11 protein-coding genes are annotated in these 18,458 nt (G+C 60.0%); 6 read left to right on the forward strand and 5 right to left on the reverse strand.

What is annotated here, in order from left to right; genetic code table 11:
• The first annotated feature begins 438 nt into the window (after window positions 1-438).
• Window positions 439-828 carry a DUF6124 family protein gene (locus tag AC1RPZ_RS06025; protein ID WP_493135802.1) on the forward strand — a complete coding sequence of 130 codons (390 nt, stop codon included), beginning with the start codon at window positions 439-441 and terminating at the stop codon, window positions 826-828.
• A gap of 60 nt (window positions 829-888) precedes the next feature.
• On the opposite strand, the gene AC1RPZ_RS06030 is transcribed toward AC1RPZ_RS06025, so the two are convergent.
• Both AC1RPZ_RS06030 and AC1RPZ_RS06035 read right to left on the reverse strand, forming a co-directional pair.
• Window positions 889-1,248: a PilZ domain-containing protein gene (locus AC1RPZ_RS06030; protein WP_493135804.1), complete on the reverse strand. Its 360-nt coding sequence runs from the start codon at window positions 1,246-1,248 to the stop codon at window positions 889-891.
• A 228-nt stretch (window positions 1,249-1,476) separates the two neighbouring features.
• On the reverse strand, window positions 1,477-1,851 hold the full coding sequence (locus tag AC1RPZ_RS06035) for a tetratricopeptide repeat protein (RefSeq protein WP_493135805.1): 375 nt from the start codon (window positions 1,849-1,851) through the stop codon (window positions 1,477-1,479).
• A 190-nt stretch (window positions 1,852-2,041) separates the two neighbouring features.
• Here AC1RPZ_RS06035 and pyk point away from each other — a divergent pair, with 190 nt between their 5' ends.
• Window positions 2,042-3,493, forward strand: a complete 1,452-nt coding sequence (gene pyk, locus AC1RPZ_RS06040; RefSeq protein WP_493135806.1) for a pyruvate kinase — start codon at window positions 2,042-2,044, stop codon at window positions 3,491-3,493.
• A gap of 143 nt (window positions 3,494-3,636) precedes the next feature.
• On the opposite strand, the gene AC1RPZ_RS06045 is transcribed toward pyk, so the two are convergent.
• The 3 genes from AC1RPZ_RS06045 to AC1RPZ_RS06055 are packed head-to-tail and all read right to left on the reverse strand — an operon-like array spanning window position 3,637 to window position 6,449.
• Window positions 3,637-4,386 (reverse strand): enoyl-CoA hydratase-related protein, encoded by a 750-nt coding sequence (locus AC1RPZ_RS06045; RefSeq protein ID WP_493135807.1) that lies wholly within the window; start codon window positions 4,384-4,386, stop codon window positions 3,637-3,639.
• A 28-nt stretch (window positions 4,387-4,414) separates the two neighbouring features.
• Complete coding sequence (locus AC1RPZ_RS06050) at window positions 4,415-5,350, reverse strand: iron-sulfur-binding ferredoxin reductase (protein WP_493135809.1); 936 nt, start codon at window positions 5,348-5,350, stop codon at window positions 4,415-4,417.
• Window positions 5,343-6,449 carry a GGDEF domain-containing protein gene (locus AC1RPZ_RS06055; protein ID WP_493135811.1) on the reverse strand — a complete coding sequence of 369 codons (1,107 nt, stop codon included), beginning with the start codon at window positions 6,447-6,449 and terminating at the stop codon, window positions 5,343-5,345. Before AC1RPZ_RS06055 ends, AC1RPZ_RS06050 begins: the two co-directional genes overlap by 8 nt.
• A 385-nt stretch (window positions 6,450-6,834) precedes the next feature.
• On the opposite strand from AC1RPZ_RS06055, the gene AC1RPZ_RS06060 reads away from it, so the two are divergent.
• The 4 genes from AC1RPZ_RS06060 to AC1RPZ_RS06075 all read left to right on the forward strand — a co-directional run bounded on the left by AC1RPZ_RS06060 (window position 6,835) and on the right by AC1RPZ_RS06075 (window position 18,349).
• Window positions 6,835-8,358 carry a fumarate hydratase gene (locus tag AC1RPZ_RS06060; protein WP_008156025.1) on the forward strand — a complete coding sequence of 508 codons (1,524 nt, stop codon included), beginning with the start codon at window positions 6,835-6,837 and terminating at the stop codon, window positions 8,356-8,358.
• Between the two features lie 221 nt (window positions 8,359-8,579).
• Window positions 8,580-13,109 (forward strand): SpvB/TcaC N-terminal domain-containing protein, encoded by a 4,530-nt coding sequence (locus AC1RPZ_RS06065; protein ID WP_493135813.1) that lies wholly within the window; start codon window positions 8,580-8,582, stop codon window positions 13,107-13,109.
• The gene (locus AC1RPZ_RS06070) at window positions 13,106-15,835 is read left to right on the forward strand and encodes an RHS repeat-associated core domain-containing protein (RefSeq protein ID WP_493135815.1); all 2,730 of its coding nucleotides are present in this window, start codon (window positions 13,106-13,108) and stop codon (window positions 15,833-15,835) included. The genes AC1RPZ_RS06065 and AC1RPZ_RS06070 overlap by 4 nt, the downstream gene beginning before the upstream one ends.
• A 78-nt stretch (window positions 15,836-15,913) precedes the next feature.
• Entirely contained in the window at window positions 15,914-18,349 is a 2,436-nt protein-coding gene (locus tag AC1RPZ_RS06075) for a hypothetical protein (protein WP_493135817.1), read from the forward strand.
• The last annotated feature ends 109 nt before the right edge of the window (window positions 18,350-18,458 follow it).

Here is an 18,458-nt window from a genome sequence, read left to right on the forward strand (position 1 = left end):
TTTACGTTGAGCTATTCATACCCTCCTCTTCCAATCGCCTGCTACCTGTAAAAACTACCAGCCCCGACCAACGGTAACCGTCTCCCGCCCCCTTCACCCCCCTGTTTTCAACCTTCAGTCCGCGGCTACACCACCTTGCGTCGCAGCCTACACATCCGCCAGAATCCCCCGGCTTGTGCGCCTTGGTCGCCCCGGCTAACGTGAACCCTGTCGCTGCCCATCAGCGATCGGGTTTAGTCGCCCGGAGGTTATACGAAGGTGCATTGCGCTCCAGACCGTCAGGTATTCCCTATCCCTGCACGTTATGGTGGCTGTGCGCAGGGCGCCCTCGGGCGCGCCGGTTTTTCGTATCTCCTCCCGGTCGACTAACCTGCGTACAGCCGCCACCCATTCGTTTAGTCGCGAGTCGGTGGCAGCTCCAATAAAGGAATTACGATCATGTTCAAAGCCACACCGAATCCCCCGGAATACGACAACGTTTCCCCCTACGATTCCCCCGACTCGAAAAAACTCCACGCCGCCGCGCACAAGGCGCTGGACCACTACCTCAAACCCGGCACCGGCAACCCGCGTGACTATGAACGGCGTTCGCTGAAGTTCTTCGCCGTGCTCCCCGACATCAACAATGAAGCCTTGATGGCCTACACCTACGAGACCTTCTGCTCGGTGAGCACGTTGATCCTCGACCTGTCCGACGATCTGGAAGACAAGCACCGCAACCTGGCGCTGGCGATCCATCAATTGACCGAGCACGGGTTGTTATTGGTCGAGAAGGCGCTGGACAACGAGTACCCGATCCAGCCGATCAAGTACGGGTTGCAGCTGTAAGCGCGTAGAAAAATCAAAAGATCGCGGCCTTCGAAGGCTGCGATCTTTTGCGGATAAGGATCAGGCCGAAGCCGGCAGCGGATAAAAGCTGAAATACCGCCGCAAGGCACTCACCAGTTGCCCGTATTCGGGCGGTGCGCGTTGCACCTCGAAACCGGCGTCGTAATGCTCGGGGGTGGCGTCTTCATGGCACCACAGGCAACAGGCATGCAAGTCGATCACCTCGGCAATGCCTTCGCTGGTGGGGATGATCACGCGCAGGTCAAACGCAGCACCGATCATCATCGGCAGCGGGCTGATGAGCATCAGGCTGTCTTCGGAAATATTGCCGATAAAGCCAATGGGTTTGTCGGTGACGCTATTGAACACTTGCAGAAAATACGGCAGTTGATGCCGCTCGATCCGGCGATCAGTGAACATGCTGAGTATCGCTATGGAAAGGCCCTTAAGCAGAGCCGCACTACTACTTCGCAACGGACCTGTGGCAGGTGCGCTGTCCCCGATCCTGGTGCGAACGTCACTGTTGCGCGCTCGCTTTACCGCTGCCGTTCACGGGTGTTACCGCGTTTAGGTTGAACATTCTAAAACGCGCTAATCGAAGATTAGCTCAAGGCCGGCACCCGGCCAGCCTTTAAATGACACCCTGCATTACAAAGGAGCGGGAATGGCTTTGGCGCTGCTGCGCGGCGGATACCAGCCCAGCGACTGCAGGGTTTCCAGCCGTGCGCGGGCACGGTAAGCGTATTCGTTGTCCGGGTACTGGGCGATGATGAACTGATAGGTCTGCGCCGCGTCGACGTAGAGCTTCTGGCGTTCCAGGCACTGGCCGCGCAGCATCGACACTTCCGGCTGGATATAACGCCGCGCCCGGCTGTCGCGGTCGACCAGGGACAATTCGAGCATCGCGTCCTCGCAGTGGCCACGGTCATAAGCGCGGTAGGCGTTGTTCAAATGATGGTCCATCGACCAACGGGTGCAGCCCACGGCACTGAGGGCAAGGGCGGCAATGAGCACGAATCGCATGAGGGTTCTCCTGTCTTGAGCTCTGTATCGACCCGTTGGCGAAAATCTTCAGGAGGCTTCGAATCAAAGTTGTACGGTTCAATAAAGAAGCAAATAACAAAAAACGAATAAATAAGTAGTGCAAACGAACAATGACTACAACCGCGGAGCATAGTAGCCTCACTCAGCGCTTGAACTCAGGAGTCTTTGCATGTCCGTCCGTCGTACCAAAATCGTCGCTACCCTTGGCCCGGCCAGTAACTCGCCGGAAGTTCTCGAACAGCTGATTCTGGCTGGCCTGGACGTCGCCCGCTTGAACTTCTCCCACGGCACCCCCGACGAGCACAAGGCTCGCGCCAAACTGGTGCGCGACCTCGCCGCCAAGCACGGCCGCTTCGTCGCCCTGCTGGGTGACCTGCAAGGCCCGAAAATCCGTATCGCCAAGTTCGCCAACAAGCGCATCGAGCTGAAGATCGGTGATCAATTCACCTTCTCCACCAGCCATCCGCTGACCGAAGGCAACCAGCAAGTGGTCGGCATCGACTACCCGGACCTGGTCAAGGATTGCGGCGTGGGTGACGAGCTGCTGCTCGACGACGGCCGCGTGGTGATGCGCGTCGATACCGCCACCGCCACCGAACTGCACTGCACCGTGACCATCGGCGGCCCGCTGTCGGACCACAAAGGCATCAACCGTCGCGGTGGTGGCCTGACGGCCCCGGCCCTGACTGAAAAAGACAAGGCCGACATCAAACTCGCTGCGGAAATGGAAGTCGACTACCTCGCCGTGTCCTTCCCGCGCGACGCCGCCGACATGGAATACGCCCGCAAACTGCGCGACGAAGCCGGCGGCACTGCCTGGCTGGTGGCGAAGATCGAGCGCGCTGAAGCCGTGGCCGATGACGAAACCCTCGACGGTCTGATCAAGGCCTCCGACGCCGTGATGGTCGCCCGTGGTGACCTGGGCGTGGAAATCGGCGACGCCGAGCTGGTGGGTATTCAGAAGAAGATCATCCTGCACGCACGCCGCCACAACAAAGCGGTGATCGTCGCGACCCAGATGATGGAGTCGATGATCCAGAACCCGATGCCAACCCGCGCCGAAGTGTCCGACGTGGCCAACGCCGTGCTTGACTACACCGACGCCGTGATGCTCTCGGCGGAAAGCGCCGCTGGCCAATACCCGCTCGAAGCGGTTCAGGCCATGGCGCGGATTTGCATCGGCGCTGAAAAGCACCCGACCAGCAAAACCTCCAGCCACCGTATCGGCAAAGTGTTCGAAAGCTGCGACCAGAGCATCGCCCTGGCGGCCATGTACACCGCCAACCACTTCCCGGGCGTGAAGGCGATCATTGCCTTGACCGAAAGTGGCTACACGCCGTTGATCATGTCGCGCATTCGTTCGTCGGTGCCGATCTACGCGTTCTCCCCGCACCGCGAAACCCAGGCCCGCGCGGCCATGTTCCGTGGCGTCTACACCGTACCGTTCGACCCGGCTTCCTTGCCGCCCGAGCAAGTCAGCCAGGCCGCAATCGACGAGTTGCTCAAGCGTGGCGTTGTGGAGAAAGGCGACTGGGTCATCCTGACCAAGGGCGACAGCTACCACACCATCGGCGGCACCAACGGCATGAAGATCCTGCACGTTGGCGACAAGATGGTCTGAGTTTCAGATCGCTGAAACGCAAAAGCCCCGGCATGTGAATGGCGGGGCTTTTTGCATTTTTAAGATCAAAAGATCGCAGCCTGCGGCAGCTCCTACGGGTGTACGCCGATCCATTGTAGGAGCTGCCGCAGGCTGCGATCTTTTCAGGCTCTGTTGATAAACCCCGACAACGCTGCAATCGCTTCCGGCGAGCGCAGCCGTTGGGTGAACAGGTTTCCCTCCTCCTCGATCACTTTGCGCAGCTGTTCACGATCCGGGGCTTTCATCAACTGCTTGCTGATGCGCACCGCTTCCGGCGCCAGTGTTTCGAAGCGCAGTGCCATCTCGCGCGCCTTGGCCAGTGCGGCCTCGCCAGTGGGCAACGCCTGGGTAGCGATGCCCCAGGCGGCGGCTTGTTCACCGTTGAACCCTTCGCCCAGCAGCAACAACTCGGCGGCTTTGGCCTGTCCGAGCACGCGCGGCAGGATCAGGCTGGAACCAAACTCCGGGCACAGCCCGAGGTTGACGAAGGGCATGCGCAACTTCGCGTCGGCGCTGATGTACACCAGATCGCAGTGCAGCAGCAAGGTCGTGCCGATGCCCACAGCAGCACCGGCCACGGCGGCGATCACCGGTTTGCGGCATTCCAGCAGGCTGCGCATGAACTGGAATACCGGGCTGTCGAGATCGCTCGGCGGTTCTTCGAGGAAGTCGGCAATGTCGTTGCCGGCGGTGAAGCATTGGCTGCTGCCGGTGATCAAGATGGCGTTGATCTCGGGGTCGACATCGGCCTGCTGCAGGGCGTCCGCCAACTGGCTGTACATGGCGCGGGTCAGGGCGTTTTTCTTGTCCGGGCGGTTCAGGCGCAAGGTCAGCAGCCCGCGCTCACGTTCCAGCAGGATGGCGTTCGTCATGGTGAGTCTCGTGAAAGTGATTTCGCGTTCAACCACGCGGCACGAAGACATCGGCCAATAGTTGATTGCGCGGCAGCCCTGCCAGGTACAGGCGCCGGGCGAAGGCGTCGACACTGTCGGGGTGCCCGCAGAGTAAAGCCAGGGTTTGCCGGGAAACAAGGCGCAATTGCGCCAAAGCCGCCGACAACTCAGCCGCCGTCAGCAACTCGATACTCAGGTTGGGACGCTGTGCCGCCAGCGCCGCCAAGGGTTTGGCCAGGTAATGTTCGCTGGCATCATGGGCCAGGTGAATCACCCGGATGGGGCCTTGGTGATCCTGGCGCAACGCTTCGCGCAACACGCCGAACAACGGCGCCAATCCAGTGCCGGCCGCCAGCAGCCACAACGGCCGGGTTTGCCAATCTGGGTCGTAATGCAGTGCACCGCCGCGCAGCTCGCCCAGGCGAATCGGGTCGCCAATTTTCAGCAGGCGCGCCGCATCGCTGAATTCGCCCGGCAAGCGGCAGTCGAGGTGAAACTCCAGAAACCGATCTTCCTGCGGCAGGCTGGCCAGCGAATACGGCCGCGCCACGTTGCCGGCCCACAGCACCAGATGCTGACCGGCCTGATAACGCAAGGGTCGCTCAGGCTGCAAACGCAGGCGCAACACGCCGGGGCTTAACCAATCGGCCGCTTCAACGGTGGCTGGCAAACCGTCGTGCAGTGGATCGAACACCGCCACGTGCAGATCATCGACAACCTCGCACTGACACGCCAGCCGCCAACCTTGCTGACGCTGCTCGGCGCTCAGCGCATCGGGACGCCGGTCACTCACCTCGCCTTTGATGCAATGCACCAGACACGCATGGCAACTGCCGGCGCGGCAGCTGTAAGGCACATGCATACCGTTCTGGTTCAAGGCATCGAGCAGGTTACTGCCCGCCGCCACCGACCATTGAAGATCGCCAACGCGTAACTCAGGCATCAGCGTTCTCCCAGGCCGCGGCGCAGCGATTGCGACCGTCACGCTTGGCGCGATAAAGCGCCTGATCGGCACGCTGCAAGGCGTCATCCAGGTCGTCCCCCCGCTCAAGCAAGGTCATGCCGGCGGACAGGCTCAGGTCCCGCACGCTCAGGCCGATCAGTTCGACATCGGTAAAGGCGATGCGCAATCGCTCGCAACAGGACGTCAGGCGCTCGGGATCACAATCGGGTAGCAACAACACAAATTCCTCACCGCCGTAGCGCGCCAGTACATCGTCTTCGCGCAGGCAGGCCGTGGCGACACCCGCAAACGCCTGCAATACCTGATCGCCGGCCGCGTGGCCATGCCTGTCGTTGATGCTTTTGAAATGGTCGAGGTCAATCAACGCCAGACCATGCACCACGCCCTCTTCCATGCTGTGCAGTTCGCGCGAGGCCAGGCGTAGAAAATGCCGGCGGTTGAACAGCCCGGTGAGTTCGTCGGTGGCCACCAGGTCTTCGAGTTGGCGCATCATCCCGCGCAAGGTGTCTTGATGCGCCTGCAAGGCAAACCGCCGCTGGCGCATGCGATTGCGCGAGGTCTGAACGTAGCTGGCATACAGCGTCAGCCAGACCAGCACGATAAACAACACGCAGACTTGCAGCCCCGCCAGCGCCGGGTCAGCCAGTTCGAGGTGATAGCCTTCCCAGAGGTTGAGGCCTGCAAAACTGAAAAAGACCAATACCGCACACCGGATAAACGCTCGGCGCGGCAGATGGAAAAGTCCGAATAGCAGAATCAACAGGTAAAACACCAGGAAGGCGCCGCGGGCCGAGTCCAGATGCGCGATCAACCAGGTCTGCCAGCCAAGCCCCAGCAGCACCTGAACTTCGGTCAGGCCAGGGTCGGCAAGGCGCAGAGTGCGCCCGCTGAAAAACACCGCGAACAACACCGACTGGCTGAGCATCACCAGCACTGTACCGATCAACGCGCCGCGCACCGGCCCTTGATAATGTCCGCTGAATATCGCCAGCCACAGCAGCAATAACGCCAGCGCATAGGTGCCCGTCGCCAGAATAAAGCGCTTGAGCAACAGACTCTGGAGAGCGTTATGGGCCAATCGTTGACTCACCGTGCAGAGGGGGGCTGATAAGAGTGTCCTACCCTAAAGGCCAGATGCCACTTTAGTGTGGCGCCTCAAAAATGACCATTCAATTTTTGGGCCTCCGGCAACCGCCGACCACCGCCCTGTAGGAGCTGCCGCAGGCTGCGATCTTTTGATCTTTGCTTCAACCACCGCAAAGTTCGCGCAGCGAACGAAAAGATCGCAGCCTGCGGCAGCTCCTACCGGATGTACCGGAACCCTAGGCGCGTTATACTGCCGCGCCTTTTTAGCGTCGCGCCAGCAACCCCGGCGTGCCTTGTAAAGGTGTTTGCAGCCGACCGATGCACCCCAACTGCAAACACCTTATTGAATGTTCCCGTCTTTTAGAGGAGCGCGACTCATGACCGTGATCAAGCAAGACGACCTGATTCAGAGCGTTGCTGACGCCCTGCAGTTCATTTCCTACTACCACCCCGTGGATTTCATCCAGGCGATGCACGAGGCCTACCTGCGTGAAGAGTCGCCGGCAGCCCGCGATTCGATGGCGCAGATCCTGATCAACTCGCGCATGTGCGCTACCGGCCACCGTCCGATTTGCCAGGACACCGGCATCGTCACCGTGTTTGTCCGCGTGGGCATGGACGTGCGCTGGGATGGCGCGACCATGGGCCTGGACGACATGATCAACGAAGGCGTGCGTCGCGCCTACAACCTGCCGGAAAACGTCCTGCGCGCTTCGATCCTCGCCGACCCGGCGGGCGCTCGCAAGAACACCAAGGACAACACCCCGGCGGTGATCCACTACTCGATCGTTCCGGGTAACACTGTGGAAGTCGACGTGGCGGCCAAGGGCGGCGGTTCCGAGAACAAGTCGAAAATGGCCATGCTCAACCCGTCCGACTCGATCGTTGACTGGGTGCTCAAGACCGTTCCGGAAATGGGCGCTGGCTGGTGCCCACCGGGCATGCTCGGCATCGGCATCGGCGGCACCGCCGAGAAGGCCGCGGTGATGGCCAAGGAAGTGTTGATGGAGTCCATCGACATCCACGAGCTGAAAAAGCGCGGCCCGTCCAACCGTATCGAAGAAATGCGTCTGGAGCTGTTCGAGAAGGTCAACCAATTGGGCATCGGCGCCCAAGGCCTGGGTGGCCTGACCACCGTGCTCGACGTGAAGATCATGGATTACCCGACCCACGCCGCTTCGTTGCCGGTGTGCATGATCCCCAACTGCGCCGCCACCCGTCACGCGCACTTCGTGCTCGACGGCAGCGGCCCGGCGTCGCTGGAAGCGCCACCGTTGGACGCCTACCCGGAAATCGTCTGGGAAGCTGGCCCGTCGGCCCGTCGCGTCAACCTCGACACCCTGACGCCGGAAGACGTGCAGAGCTGGAAGCCGGGCGAAACCGTCCTGCTCAACGGCAAGATGCTCACCGGTCGCGACGCCGCGCACAAGCGCATGGTCGAGATGCTGAACAAGGGTGAAACCCTGCCGGTGGACCTCAAGGGTCGCTTCATCTACTACGTCGGCCCGGTTGATCCGGTGCGCGAAGAAGTGGTTGGCCCTGCCGGTCCGACTACCGCGACGCGGATGGACAAGTTCACTCGCCAGATCCTCGAGCAAACCGGCCTGCTGGGCATGATCGGCAAATCCGAACGCGGCCCGACCGCGATCGAAGCGATCAAGGACCACAAGGCGGTTTACCTGATGGCAGTGGGCGGCGCGGCTTACCTGGTGGCGCAAGCGATCAAGAAGTCCCGCGTGGTGGCCTTCGCCGAACTGGGCATGGAAGCGATCTACGAGTTCGACGTCAAAGACATGCCCGTGACCGTTGCGGTCGATAGCAAGGGCGAGTCGGTACACATCACCGGCCCCGCCATCTGGCAGAAGAAGATCAGTGAAAGCCTGGCGGTAGAAGTGCAGTAAGCCTTTAGCCGTTGGTCACGAAAGCCGCGCTGTTTGCAAAAACAGCGCGGCTTTTTATTGCCTGACGTTTGCGTAAAGCACTGGCCGCGATAAAAAACTCAACAGCTGAGCTTATTTGTTCTAGAAAAACCCTGCTCACCTGTCACATCTGACAGGTTACGTCGTGTGCCCAACTTGGTAGCGTGAGTCCTACGCTCGCCAGGCCGGAACAGGATCAGACCGTGGAAGATCAAGCCTCCCAAAGCATCACCCCGCCTTCCATTGCCAAGAGTGCCGCGATTACCACCATTGGCAAAAGCTGGGGCGCCATTGGCACCAGCGGCAAGGCTTCCTTTGAGCTGCCGTTGCCGATCTCGCCGGGACGCGGCTTTGATCCTGCACTGGCGTTGAGTTACGACAGCCAGGCCGGTAATGGCCCGTTCGGCATCGGCTGGCGCTTGACTGTCAATGCCATCACGTGCCAGACCAGTAAAGGCGTGCCGCGCTACCACGAAGACGACGTCATCGTCGGGCCCAGCGGTGATGAGTGGATGCCCGAGCGCGATAGTCACGGGCGCATCCAGTCCCGTCCCGAAACTCACTACAACGATGAGCCTGTGGGCGAGCATTCGGTGGTCCGTTACTGGCCTCGGGTCGAAGGCGCCTTCGATCTGATCGAGCTTTGGCAGCCGAGCACTCAACAGCCACCTTTCTGGCTGGTACACGGCTCCGACGGCAGTCTGCACATTTACGGCAAGACCGAAGCTTCGCGACGGGCCGATCCACACGACAGGTTACGGGTCGGCGCCTGGCTGTTGCTCGAAAGCATGAACGCCCATGGCGAACACATCGCCTACGAGTACAAAGCCGAAGATCCGCTCGACGATCAACCCCACGATTACCGGGCCCAGCGTTATCTGCGGCGGGTGTGTTACGGCAATTTCAGCGCCAGTGAGCAGCTGTACGCCTGGACCGTGGACAACCCGGCCGAACTGGAGTGGCACTTTCATCTACTGTTCGACTATGGCGAACGCACGCTCGACTGGAGTGAAAAACCCGTCTATGGGGAACCGTTTCCCGAACCGGACGATGACATTGGCGAGTGGCTGACTCGCCGCGACCCGTTTTTCTCCTACGGCTACGGCTTCGAACTGAGCACCCGACGCCTGTGCCGGCAGGTTTTGATGTTCCACCACTTCCCCAATGAACTGGGGCCAAGACCCGCACTGGTCAAACGCCTGCTGCTGGAATACCACCCGCAGCCGCTGTTCTACAGCCAGCTGTGCGCCGCGCACTACCAAGCCTACGACGCCAGTGGTGCGGTAGAGCACATGCCGCCGATGGAGTTCGAGCACTCGCCATTCGAGCTCAACACCCAATCCACGCCGTTCTTCCCCTTCGAACACATGCCCGGCATTCAGGACGGGCAACACCATCAGTGCATTGATCTATATGGCGAGGGTGTACCGGGTTTCCTCTGCCAATACGACCAGCACTGGTACTACCGCGAACCACGACGCGGGCCGAACCACCCCGATGAAATCATCTACGGCCCGTGGCAGGTATTGCCGACCATCCCGGTCGCCGATGGCAGCAAACCGGTGAAGCAGTCGCTCAACGACCTGACCGGTGATGGCCGTTTCGACTGGATCTTTGCACAACCGGCCTTGAGTGGTTTCTATGCCCTCAAGCCTGATCGCAGCTGGTCGCCGTTCAGCACCTTCGATGCCTTCCCTCTGGAGTTCTTCAACGCGCTGGCGCAGTTCGGCGACCTGACGGGAAACGGCCTCAGTTCACTGGCGCTGATTGGCCCAAAAAGCGTGCGGCTGTACGCCAACCTTCGCGAAAACGGCTTTGCACCGGGGCAGGATGTCCCCCACGAGCCCAACGACGACAGCCTGCCGCTGTTCAGTACTTCCCGCAGCGAACTGGTGTTTCTGGGCCATATGCTCGGCAGCGATCTACCCGACCTGTGCCGCATTCGCCACGACGAGATCAAGTGCTGGCCGAACCTGGGTCATGGACGCTTTGGCAAAGGCTTCGTCATGAGCATGCTGCCCTTCGAGTACGGGCAGTTCGATGCAGCACGGGTGCGAATCGCCGACCTCGATGGTTCCGGCGCCCCGGCGCTGATTTATCTGCATTCGGATCACTTCGATATCTACCTCAATCGCGGCGGCAATCGGCTCGAACAAACGCCGATCAGCGTGGCCTGGCCCGAGGACGTGCGCTACGACACCCTGAGCCAGATCAACTTCGTCGACCTGCAAGGGCTCGGTTGCGCCAGTTTGATCTTCACCGTGCCACACCCATCACCACGGCACTGGCGTTACGACTTTGTCAGCGTGCGGCCTTACGCGCTGGTCGCGACCCATAACAACATGGGCTGCAGTGGTACCGTGCGCTACCGCAGTTCGGCACAAGAGTGGCTGGATGAAAAACAGCAATGGCCGGATGCCGATCAGCCGCCACCCTGCTACCTGCCGTTTCCGGTACAGGTGGTCAGCCAGCAGAGCCAGCTCGATGAGATTACCGGCAACTGCCTGAATCAGTTCTTCAACTACTTCCACGGTTACTACGACAGCCACGACCGCGAGTTTCGTGGCTTTGGCCTGCTGCACCAGACCGACAGCGAAACCAGCCCGGAGGAAGACGACAGCGGTTTTACCGCGCCGACCTTGACTCGCACCTGGTTCCATACCGGACGCCGGGTGGATTTGCCTCGCAAGGGATATTTCCATGGCGACCCACAGGCCCATCCGTTGGGTAACACGCTGATCAGTCGCTTCCACGAAAACGACGGCATCGATGAACTCATCAACCCCACCGACGAGAACACCCTGCACGAAATCGCTCGAGGCCTGAGCGGTTCGGTGCTGCGCGTGGAAGTCTTCGCCGCGCAGGATGAACTCAAGACCAGAGTCCCCTATTCGGTGGAGCAATCGCGTTATCTGGTGCGTGAACTCCGGCCCATGGCCCCGCACCATCCCCACGCGATTGTCTTGCCGTTGCGGGTGGAAAAGATCAGTTACCAGTACGAACGCCACGCCGATGATCCGCTGTGTCGGCATGAAATCACCCTGCAATGGGACCGTCTCGGCACGCCTGTTCGAGCGTTGACTGTCAGCTATGCACGGCGCAAATCCAAAGAGGACGACCCGCCCTTTACCGATCCCGATGAGGCTCAATGGTGGCTGGATGCCCACGATGAAGCTCAACAGCGTTATTACCTGAGCGAATCGCGCGCCGAGTTCATTCACCTGGACGGGTTTCAAGAGTGGCGACTGGGCCTGCCGTGGCGCCAACGCCTCAATGTCCTGGAGCTGCCCAAAGGATCGCTCCCTACCGGGCTCAAGCCCGAAGAAGTGTCGTATGAGTACCTGAGCCCATCCCACACGTGGGACGAATGGAAAGCCTTGCGCCTGTTGAGCCGGTTATCGCGACACAGCTATCTGTCTGCCGACGGCAGCCTGTTGCCCGACGGCAGCGCCCACATCCAGGCGTTGGCTGGCCCGCTGGAGCTGGCGGCGCTGGACAAGACGGCGTTGACGGCCTACGACACCTTGCCCCCACCGTTCGACATCAGGGCGGAACTGAAGAAAATCGGCTTCCTGCCCATGAAGCTGTTTCTCGACGAAGACGTCGAAGAGGACCGGCAGGAAAACCTCTGGTCGGCACTGAACGGTTTCTCCCGTTACGCCGACCTCAACGGCTTCTACAAGGAGCTGCAATTCAATGCGACCGCCAGTCACGGCATTACCAGGATCGGCTATGACCGTTATCACTTGTTGACCCGGACCGTTGAGTTGCCGGATGGCTGCACCACCCACGCCGATTACGATTACCACGCACTCCAACCCAAACGTGTCATCGATGCCAACGAGAATGTTCAGGAGGCCCTCTACGAACCCTCCGGGCAACCGCTGGCAACCAGTTTCTTTGGCACTGAAAACGGCGCGGACGTCGGTTTCGACCCTCTCGAAAAACACCAGCGCCCCGAAGACCCCAGCCCTGGCGAAGCCATTCAGAACCCCGTCGCAGCCCTGCAAAGAGCGGCCAGCGTATTACGCAAGGACCTGCTCAGTTGGATGGGCACGTTGCCCGATTCAGCTCGCCAGCCCCCTGATCGATTGGCTCAGTGGATCGCACAAGGTTACATCCTGCCGTCCCTGCACATTCGCGCCGGCGCACGCGCGCGTCTCGCCCGGCTCAAGGCCAGAACAGCGGCCGAACAAGCGCTGCTGGAACTGATCCGCAGCACGCCCCGTGAACCCGTGCATAGCCTGGCTTTGACCGCTGACGACTATCCAGACGCTGAAACGGGTCAGCAGATCCAGATGCGACTGACCTGCGTCGATGGCTTTGGCCGAACCTTGCAAACCAAGCAGTTGGTTGAGCCAGGGATGGCCTATGTCGTCAATGCGCAGGGCGAGCTGGAACTCGATCCGCAAACCGACACACCATTGGAACGTCACGCCGACCCGCGCTGGCGCGTCAGCGAACGGCTGGAATACAACAACAAGGGCTTGGCCGTGCGGATCTATCGTCCCTACTTTGCCAATGCCTGGCGCTACATCAACGACGCATCGTTTCGCCGGTTCGGCTATCACGACCAGCAGTTTTATGACCCGTTGGGGCGGCCGGTCAAAGTCATCAGTGCCAAAGGCTATGAATCTCGCGAGACCTACCATCCCTGGTATCAGAGAAGTGAAGATTTCAACGATACCCATGACCCGCAGCCAGACGAACCCGGGAACCGGAGTACGCAATGAACCTTCAGGTGCATCGCCATACACCGACCCTGAAGGTCAACGACGGCCGTGGCCTGCCCGTGAGACAGGTCCAATACCTGCGCAAAAAAGTCGATACGCCAGCCCAGGCCCAGGTGACCCGGCAATTCCATGACCCCATCGGACGCTTGATCGCACAATGGGACCCGCGACTGTTCGGCACGGCCGCAAAACCCAATATCGCCACTGTTCATGGGCTTTCCGGTAAAGCGTTACAGGTCGATAGCGTTGACGCAGGTTGGCGTTTGCACCTGATCGGGGTTGCCGGACAAGCGCTGCAACGCTGGGATGGCCGCGGTTGTCATTGGCAAACCGATTACGACAACCAGTTACGCATGATTGCCTTGCACGAACGGCCCCGTGGGCAACCGCAGACCACCGTCGAGCGCATCACCTACGCCGACTATTCGGCGGATCCCGAGCACAATCTGCGCGGCCAGAAAACGGCTCAACAGGATCCGGCGGGCAGGCTGGACTTCACAGGTTTCAGCCTGCTGGGCGCGCCGTTGGGCGAAACCCGGACGTTTCTCGACGGCCTGATCGGTACGACCTCCTGGCGCTACAGCGCCAACGGTGCGGTGCTGACCCAGACCGACGCTGCCGGCCATCGGCAGCACGCACGGTTCGACCTTGCCGGGCAGCTCAAGCAAAGCTTTCTCCAGCTCAAGGGTGACGACTCACTGCAACCGGTGTTGCAGGGTCTGACCTACAACGCGTTCGCGCAGATTGAAACGCAAACCGCTGGCAACGGCGTTGTCAGCCGCTGGACCTACGACCCGGCCGACGGGCGCCTGACGAACCAGAGGGCCGGACTCCCAGGACAACCGCTGTTGCAAAACCTCGGTTATCACTATGACCGCATGGGCAACATTCTGTGTATCGAGGACCACCTCTTCAAGCCAGTGTTTTTTGCCAACCAGCGCGTGGATGGCGACCGAGACTTTGCCTATGACTCGCTGTACCGGCTGACCAGCGCCAGTGGTTTTGAAGTAGCCGGCGCCACCATCCGGCCGGGGCTGCCCGAATTGGTCACGCCTATCGATACGGGCCGTCTCCTCAACTACACCGAGCACTACGACTACGACCTGGGTGACAACCTGACGTGGCTTTGTCACCAGCGTGAAGGCAACTGCTACACCCATCACATTCGCATCGACCCCAACAGCAATCGCGGCCTGGCCTGGAAGGAAGGCGAAGACGAACCGGTGTTCGACGAATGCTTCGATGCCCATGGCAATCAGCAGAGGCTGCAAGCCGGTCAGCCGCTGACCTGGAATCACCGTGACCAATTGAATATCGCCACCCTGATCGAGCGGGATACGGGGTTTAACGATGAGGAAACCTACGCCTACAGCCAGGGCGTGCGCGTGCACAAACGACTGATCACACAGGCCAGTTCCGTCAGCCACAGCCGCGACGTCCGTTACTTGCCGGGACTGGAAATCCGCACCCTCGACGACAGCGAAGAACTGCACGTCATCACCCTGCCCGGCAGTGCGCGCTGCCTGCACTGGGTCAAGGGCAAACCCAATGGCATCGACGATAACCAATGGCGCTACAGCCTCGACGACCACCTGGGCTCCAGCACCCTTGAACTGGACCGCAACGGCGCAGTGATCAGCCACGAGTTGTATGCCCCCTTCGGCCGCACCTGCTGGTGGGCGGCGCGCTCGGCGGTGGAGGCTGATTACAAAACTATCCGTTATTCCGGCAAGGAAATGGATGTCAGCGGGCTTTATTACTATGGGCAGCGCTATTACGCACCGTGGCTGCAACGCTGGGTCAGTGCCGATCCCGGTGGAGATGTGGATGGGCTGAATTTGTATGTGATGGTGGGTAATAACCCGATGGTCTATGTCGACCATGATGGGGGCGCAAAATCGGGGTTCTGGGAACGAGCGACAAGTCTGTTCAGAACGGCGGCCGACGTCGGCAGCAAAGTCCATGACACGGCAACACACTTTGATGGCCCTGATGACGACACTCACATCACCCCGGAAGTCAGAAACAGCATGACCTATCGCAAGTACCTTTTCTCAAAAAATGGTCTGTCGGCCTTTGGATTGGGAGCGACCGTAGGTGCCACGTTGGGAGGTGCGGCCGGGACCTTCGCACCGGTCGTAGGCAACGCGATTGGGGGCGTGGTAGGCGGCTTGATTGGAGGCCTGCTCGCATCCTATGTGCGCTACCGGTTTTTCAAGCAAGGCATACGCGTCGCAGAAACCCTGCACACCGAACAGATCAGAGACACCACCCGAATCGTCTCCGACGGTGTCAATGATCTGGCCAACGGCAAGCTCCCGCAGGTACTTCAAAGCAAACTGGACGATCTGCGTGAAAAGGCCGCAACCTCGTTAATGGACGAAGTGTCGCAATGGTCGCCACTCAAGCAACTGGACTTCGCGGATTTGGTGAAAGAAGGCAAAACACTTGCTGAAGCGTATCGCTTGTTGAGCGACACCCTCAAAGACGTAACGACCGAAGCCGGAAACGTACTGGAAGAACTCAAGGATCAGGCTACCGAGCTTAGAGACTCGGTCTCGGAGCAGGGTCAAAAAATCGTCTTCGAGCTGAATGAAGCAGGCACCTTTGTGCCCTACGAAGAAATAAACCAGAGCGTCGAGCAGGCTCAGGCATCAGGTTCGCTTTTGAGCCAGCGCCCCACTCCAAAACCTAGAGCCCGAAGAGCCCTTGAAACCGCAGTATGAGATGCGCAGCCCGTCAGGCACGACTGACGGGCTAAGGATGCACGAAAAGATATAAGTCCTCTCATTCGAGAATAACCGATGAGCACGAATGTCCACTGGCGTACACCCGAGCTGAAGGCCAACGACCCTCGCGGCTTGCCGATCCGTCAGGTGGCTTATCTGCGCAAGGTCGTCGGTGGGGCACTGGACACACTGATCACCCGACAACGCCATGACACACTTGGCCGACCGGTGGAGCAATGGGACCCGCGACTGTTCGGCAACGCTCCAAATCCCAATGTGGCCTGCGTCCACGGACTGTCCGGCAATGCGCTGCGCATCGACAGTGTCGACGCCGGCTGGCGTCTGAGCCTGGTCGGGGTGGTCGGTGAAGTCCGTCAACGTTGGGACGCGCGCGGATCTCATTGGCAAACCACCTACGATGATCAATTACGCATCATCGCGGTCGAGGAAAACACTCAACCGAACGTCGAAACCTTTACCTACGCCGACGCCTCTGCCGACCCCGGGCACAATCGACGCGGCCAGTTGCTCGAGCAGATCGATCCCGCAGGTGTGTTGAGATTCAACAGCTACACCTTGCACGGTCAGTCACTGGGTGAAACCCGCACCTTTGCCGACGCCAGTCATTACACCAACCGCCGACACTACAGCGCCCTCGGCGCGGTGTTGACCCAAACCGATGCCGGCGGCCATCAGCAGCACACTCGCTACGACATCGCCGGGCAACTCAAGCAGGTCAGGCTGCAACTCGACGCGGCCGGCCCGTCTCAAGACGTACTCAACGATGCGCAGTACAACGCTGCCGGCCAGATCATCGAACAACGCGCCGACAACGGGGTGATCAGCACCTGGACCTACGACCCCGCCGACGGTCGACTGCGCAGCCAAAAGGCCGGAAAACCGGGCAAAGAACCGTGCCAACATCTTGAGTATGTCCATGACCGCGTGGGCAATGTGCTGCGCATCGAGGACCACACACTGCCCACGGTGTTCTTCGCCAACCAGCGCGTCGACGGTCATCGCGAGTTTGCCTATGACTCGCTGTACCGGCTGACCTGCGCGAGTGGTTTCGAGGCCGAAAAACCCAATCTCCAGCCGGGCTTGCCGGACGTGATCACCCCCATCGACCCCGGTCGACGCTTCAACTTCACCGAACACTACGATTTCGACCGGGGCAACAACCTGACGACGTTGTGTCACCGCCGCGACGGCAACAACTTCACTCGGCAGATGCGCATCGATGAACACAGCAACCGTGGCGTGCGCTGGGAAGACGGCGATCCGCAGCCGGTTTTCGACGAACTCTTCGACCGTCACGGCAACCAGAGATGGCTGCAACGCGGCCAGCCCCTGAGCTGGAATACCCGCGATCAACTGGCCAAAGTGACCTTGCTCTCACACAGCAACGGCCTGCCCGACGATGAAGAAACCTACCGCTACAGCCACGGTGCGCGGGTCTACAAACGCCACGTGAGCCATACCCCGTCCGCCATCCACTGGCACGAAGTGCGCTATCTGCCAGGACTGGAAATCCGCACCCGCAGCGACGGCCAGCAACTGCACGTCATCACCTTGTCGACCGGCGCCGGCAGCATGCGCTGCCTGCACTGGGTCAGTGGAAAACCCGCCGACATCGAGCCTGATCAACTGCGTTATCACGTCGGTGACCATCTGGGTTCCATAGCTCTGGAGCTGGATCGCGACGATGGTGGGGAACAATCGTCCGAGATACTGTACGGCCAGATGAACGCACTGCTCATGGGGCAATTTCATCCGACCAACTACACCAAAGAAATGCTAGTGAACACGATAGGGCTAGGGATCAGCGCAGTCAGCGGCTTTTTCGCGGCGTATATCACTGGGAACGCGATGGGAGAACTCGCCCCAAAAATACCCGGCGAAGCAATCAGCCTCACCTTGGGAAATGCGGGAGCAGAAGTTGCAGGCAATCTTCAGGGCACCGTGACACAACCATTACGACTGAACGGTCCCATTGTTCCCCGCACCTCAACCCTGAGCAACGATAACGTGGAACGCGAAGCCGATATTGGCGTTAGCCTGGAAAGCGGACAGTCCATTGAGAGCACTCTGCTCGCGGCGCTTACTTATGGTCTTGGTGTGTTCGTTCCTGCCGTCGGCGAAATGCTGCAACTTGGATCCCATGCCCAGGAAGCGAACGATGCTATCGACGGCCTGCCCCCCATGAAAATATCCAAAATTGAAAACGCTATAGAGCAACTGCAAAACTACCTCGACGTTCAATCGACCAAAGCTGAAGCGGCCTTCAAAAAACTGGGACGCACACAGGTAACTCCGGCTGAAATCATACCCAACTTGAATTTCATGAGCGCCAGCCAAGGCGCACTCACCCCGGTTACCCGGTCCAACTTGCAGCAACGGACAGCCCATACTCAGTCACTGCTAACCCAGAGCAAACAGCTCCTGGCCGAAGACAAAGCACAACGAACCACTGACAACCAGTACAAAATAAAAAACAGAATCTATAACTGACCTACTGCCACGCAATGAACGTCACATCCCGTCAACTCGGGGCAGAGTAAATTGATGTTGACCCTGATTAACTAACCCGGCGCAGCGCCATGCTATGGTGCGTTCCCCG

Source organism: Pseudomonas sp. GW822-FHT02D10 (assembly GCF_058802345.1).

Coding starts and splice junctions, on each gene's coding strand:
- AC1RPZ_RS06025 (WP_493135802.1), top strand. CDS start 439: ATGTTCAAAGCCACACCGAATCCCCCGGAATACGACAACGTTTCCCCC.
- AC1RPZ_RS06030 (WP_493135804.1), bottom strand. CDS start 1,248: ATGTTCACTGATCGCCGGATCGAGCGGCATCAACTGCCGTATTTTCTG.
- AC1RPZ_RS06035 (WP_493135805.1), bottom strand. CDS start 1,851: ATGCGATTCGTGCTCATTGCCGCCCTTGCCCTCAGTGCCGTGGGCTGC.
- pyk (WP_493135806.1), top strand. CDS start 2,042: ATGTCCGTCCGTCGTACCAAAATCGTCGCTACCCTTGGCCCGGCCAGT.
- AC1RPZ_RS06045 (WP_493135807.1), bottom strand. CDS start 4,386: ATGACGAACGCCATCCTGCTGGAACGTGAGCGCGGGCTGCTGACCTTG.
- AC1RPZ_RS06050 (WP_493135809.1), bottom strand. CDS start 5,350: ATGCCTGAGTTACGCGTTGGCGATCTTCAATGGTCGGTGGCGGCGGGC.
- AC1RPZ_RS06060 (WP_008156025.1), top strand. CDS start 6,835: ATGACCGTGATCAAGCAAGACGACCTGATTCAGAGCGTTGCTGACGCC.
- AC1RPZ_RS06070 (WP_493135815.1), top strand. CDS start 13,106: ATGAACCTTCAGGTGCATCGCCATACACCGACCCTGAAGGTCAACGAC.
- AC1RPZ_RS06075 (WP_493135817.1), top strand. CDS start 15,914: ATGAGCACGAATGTCCACTGGCGTACACCCGAGCTGAAGGCCAACGAC.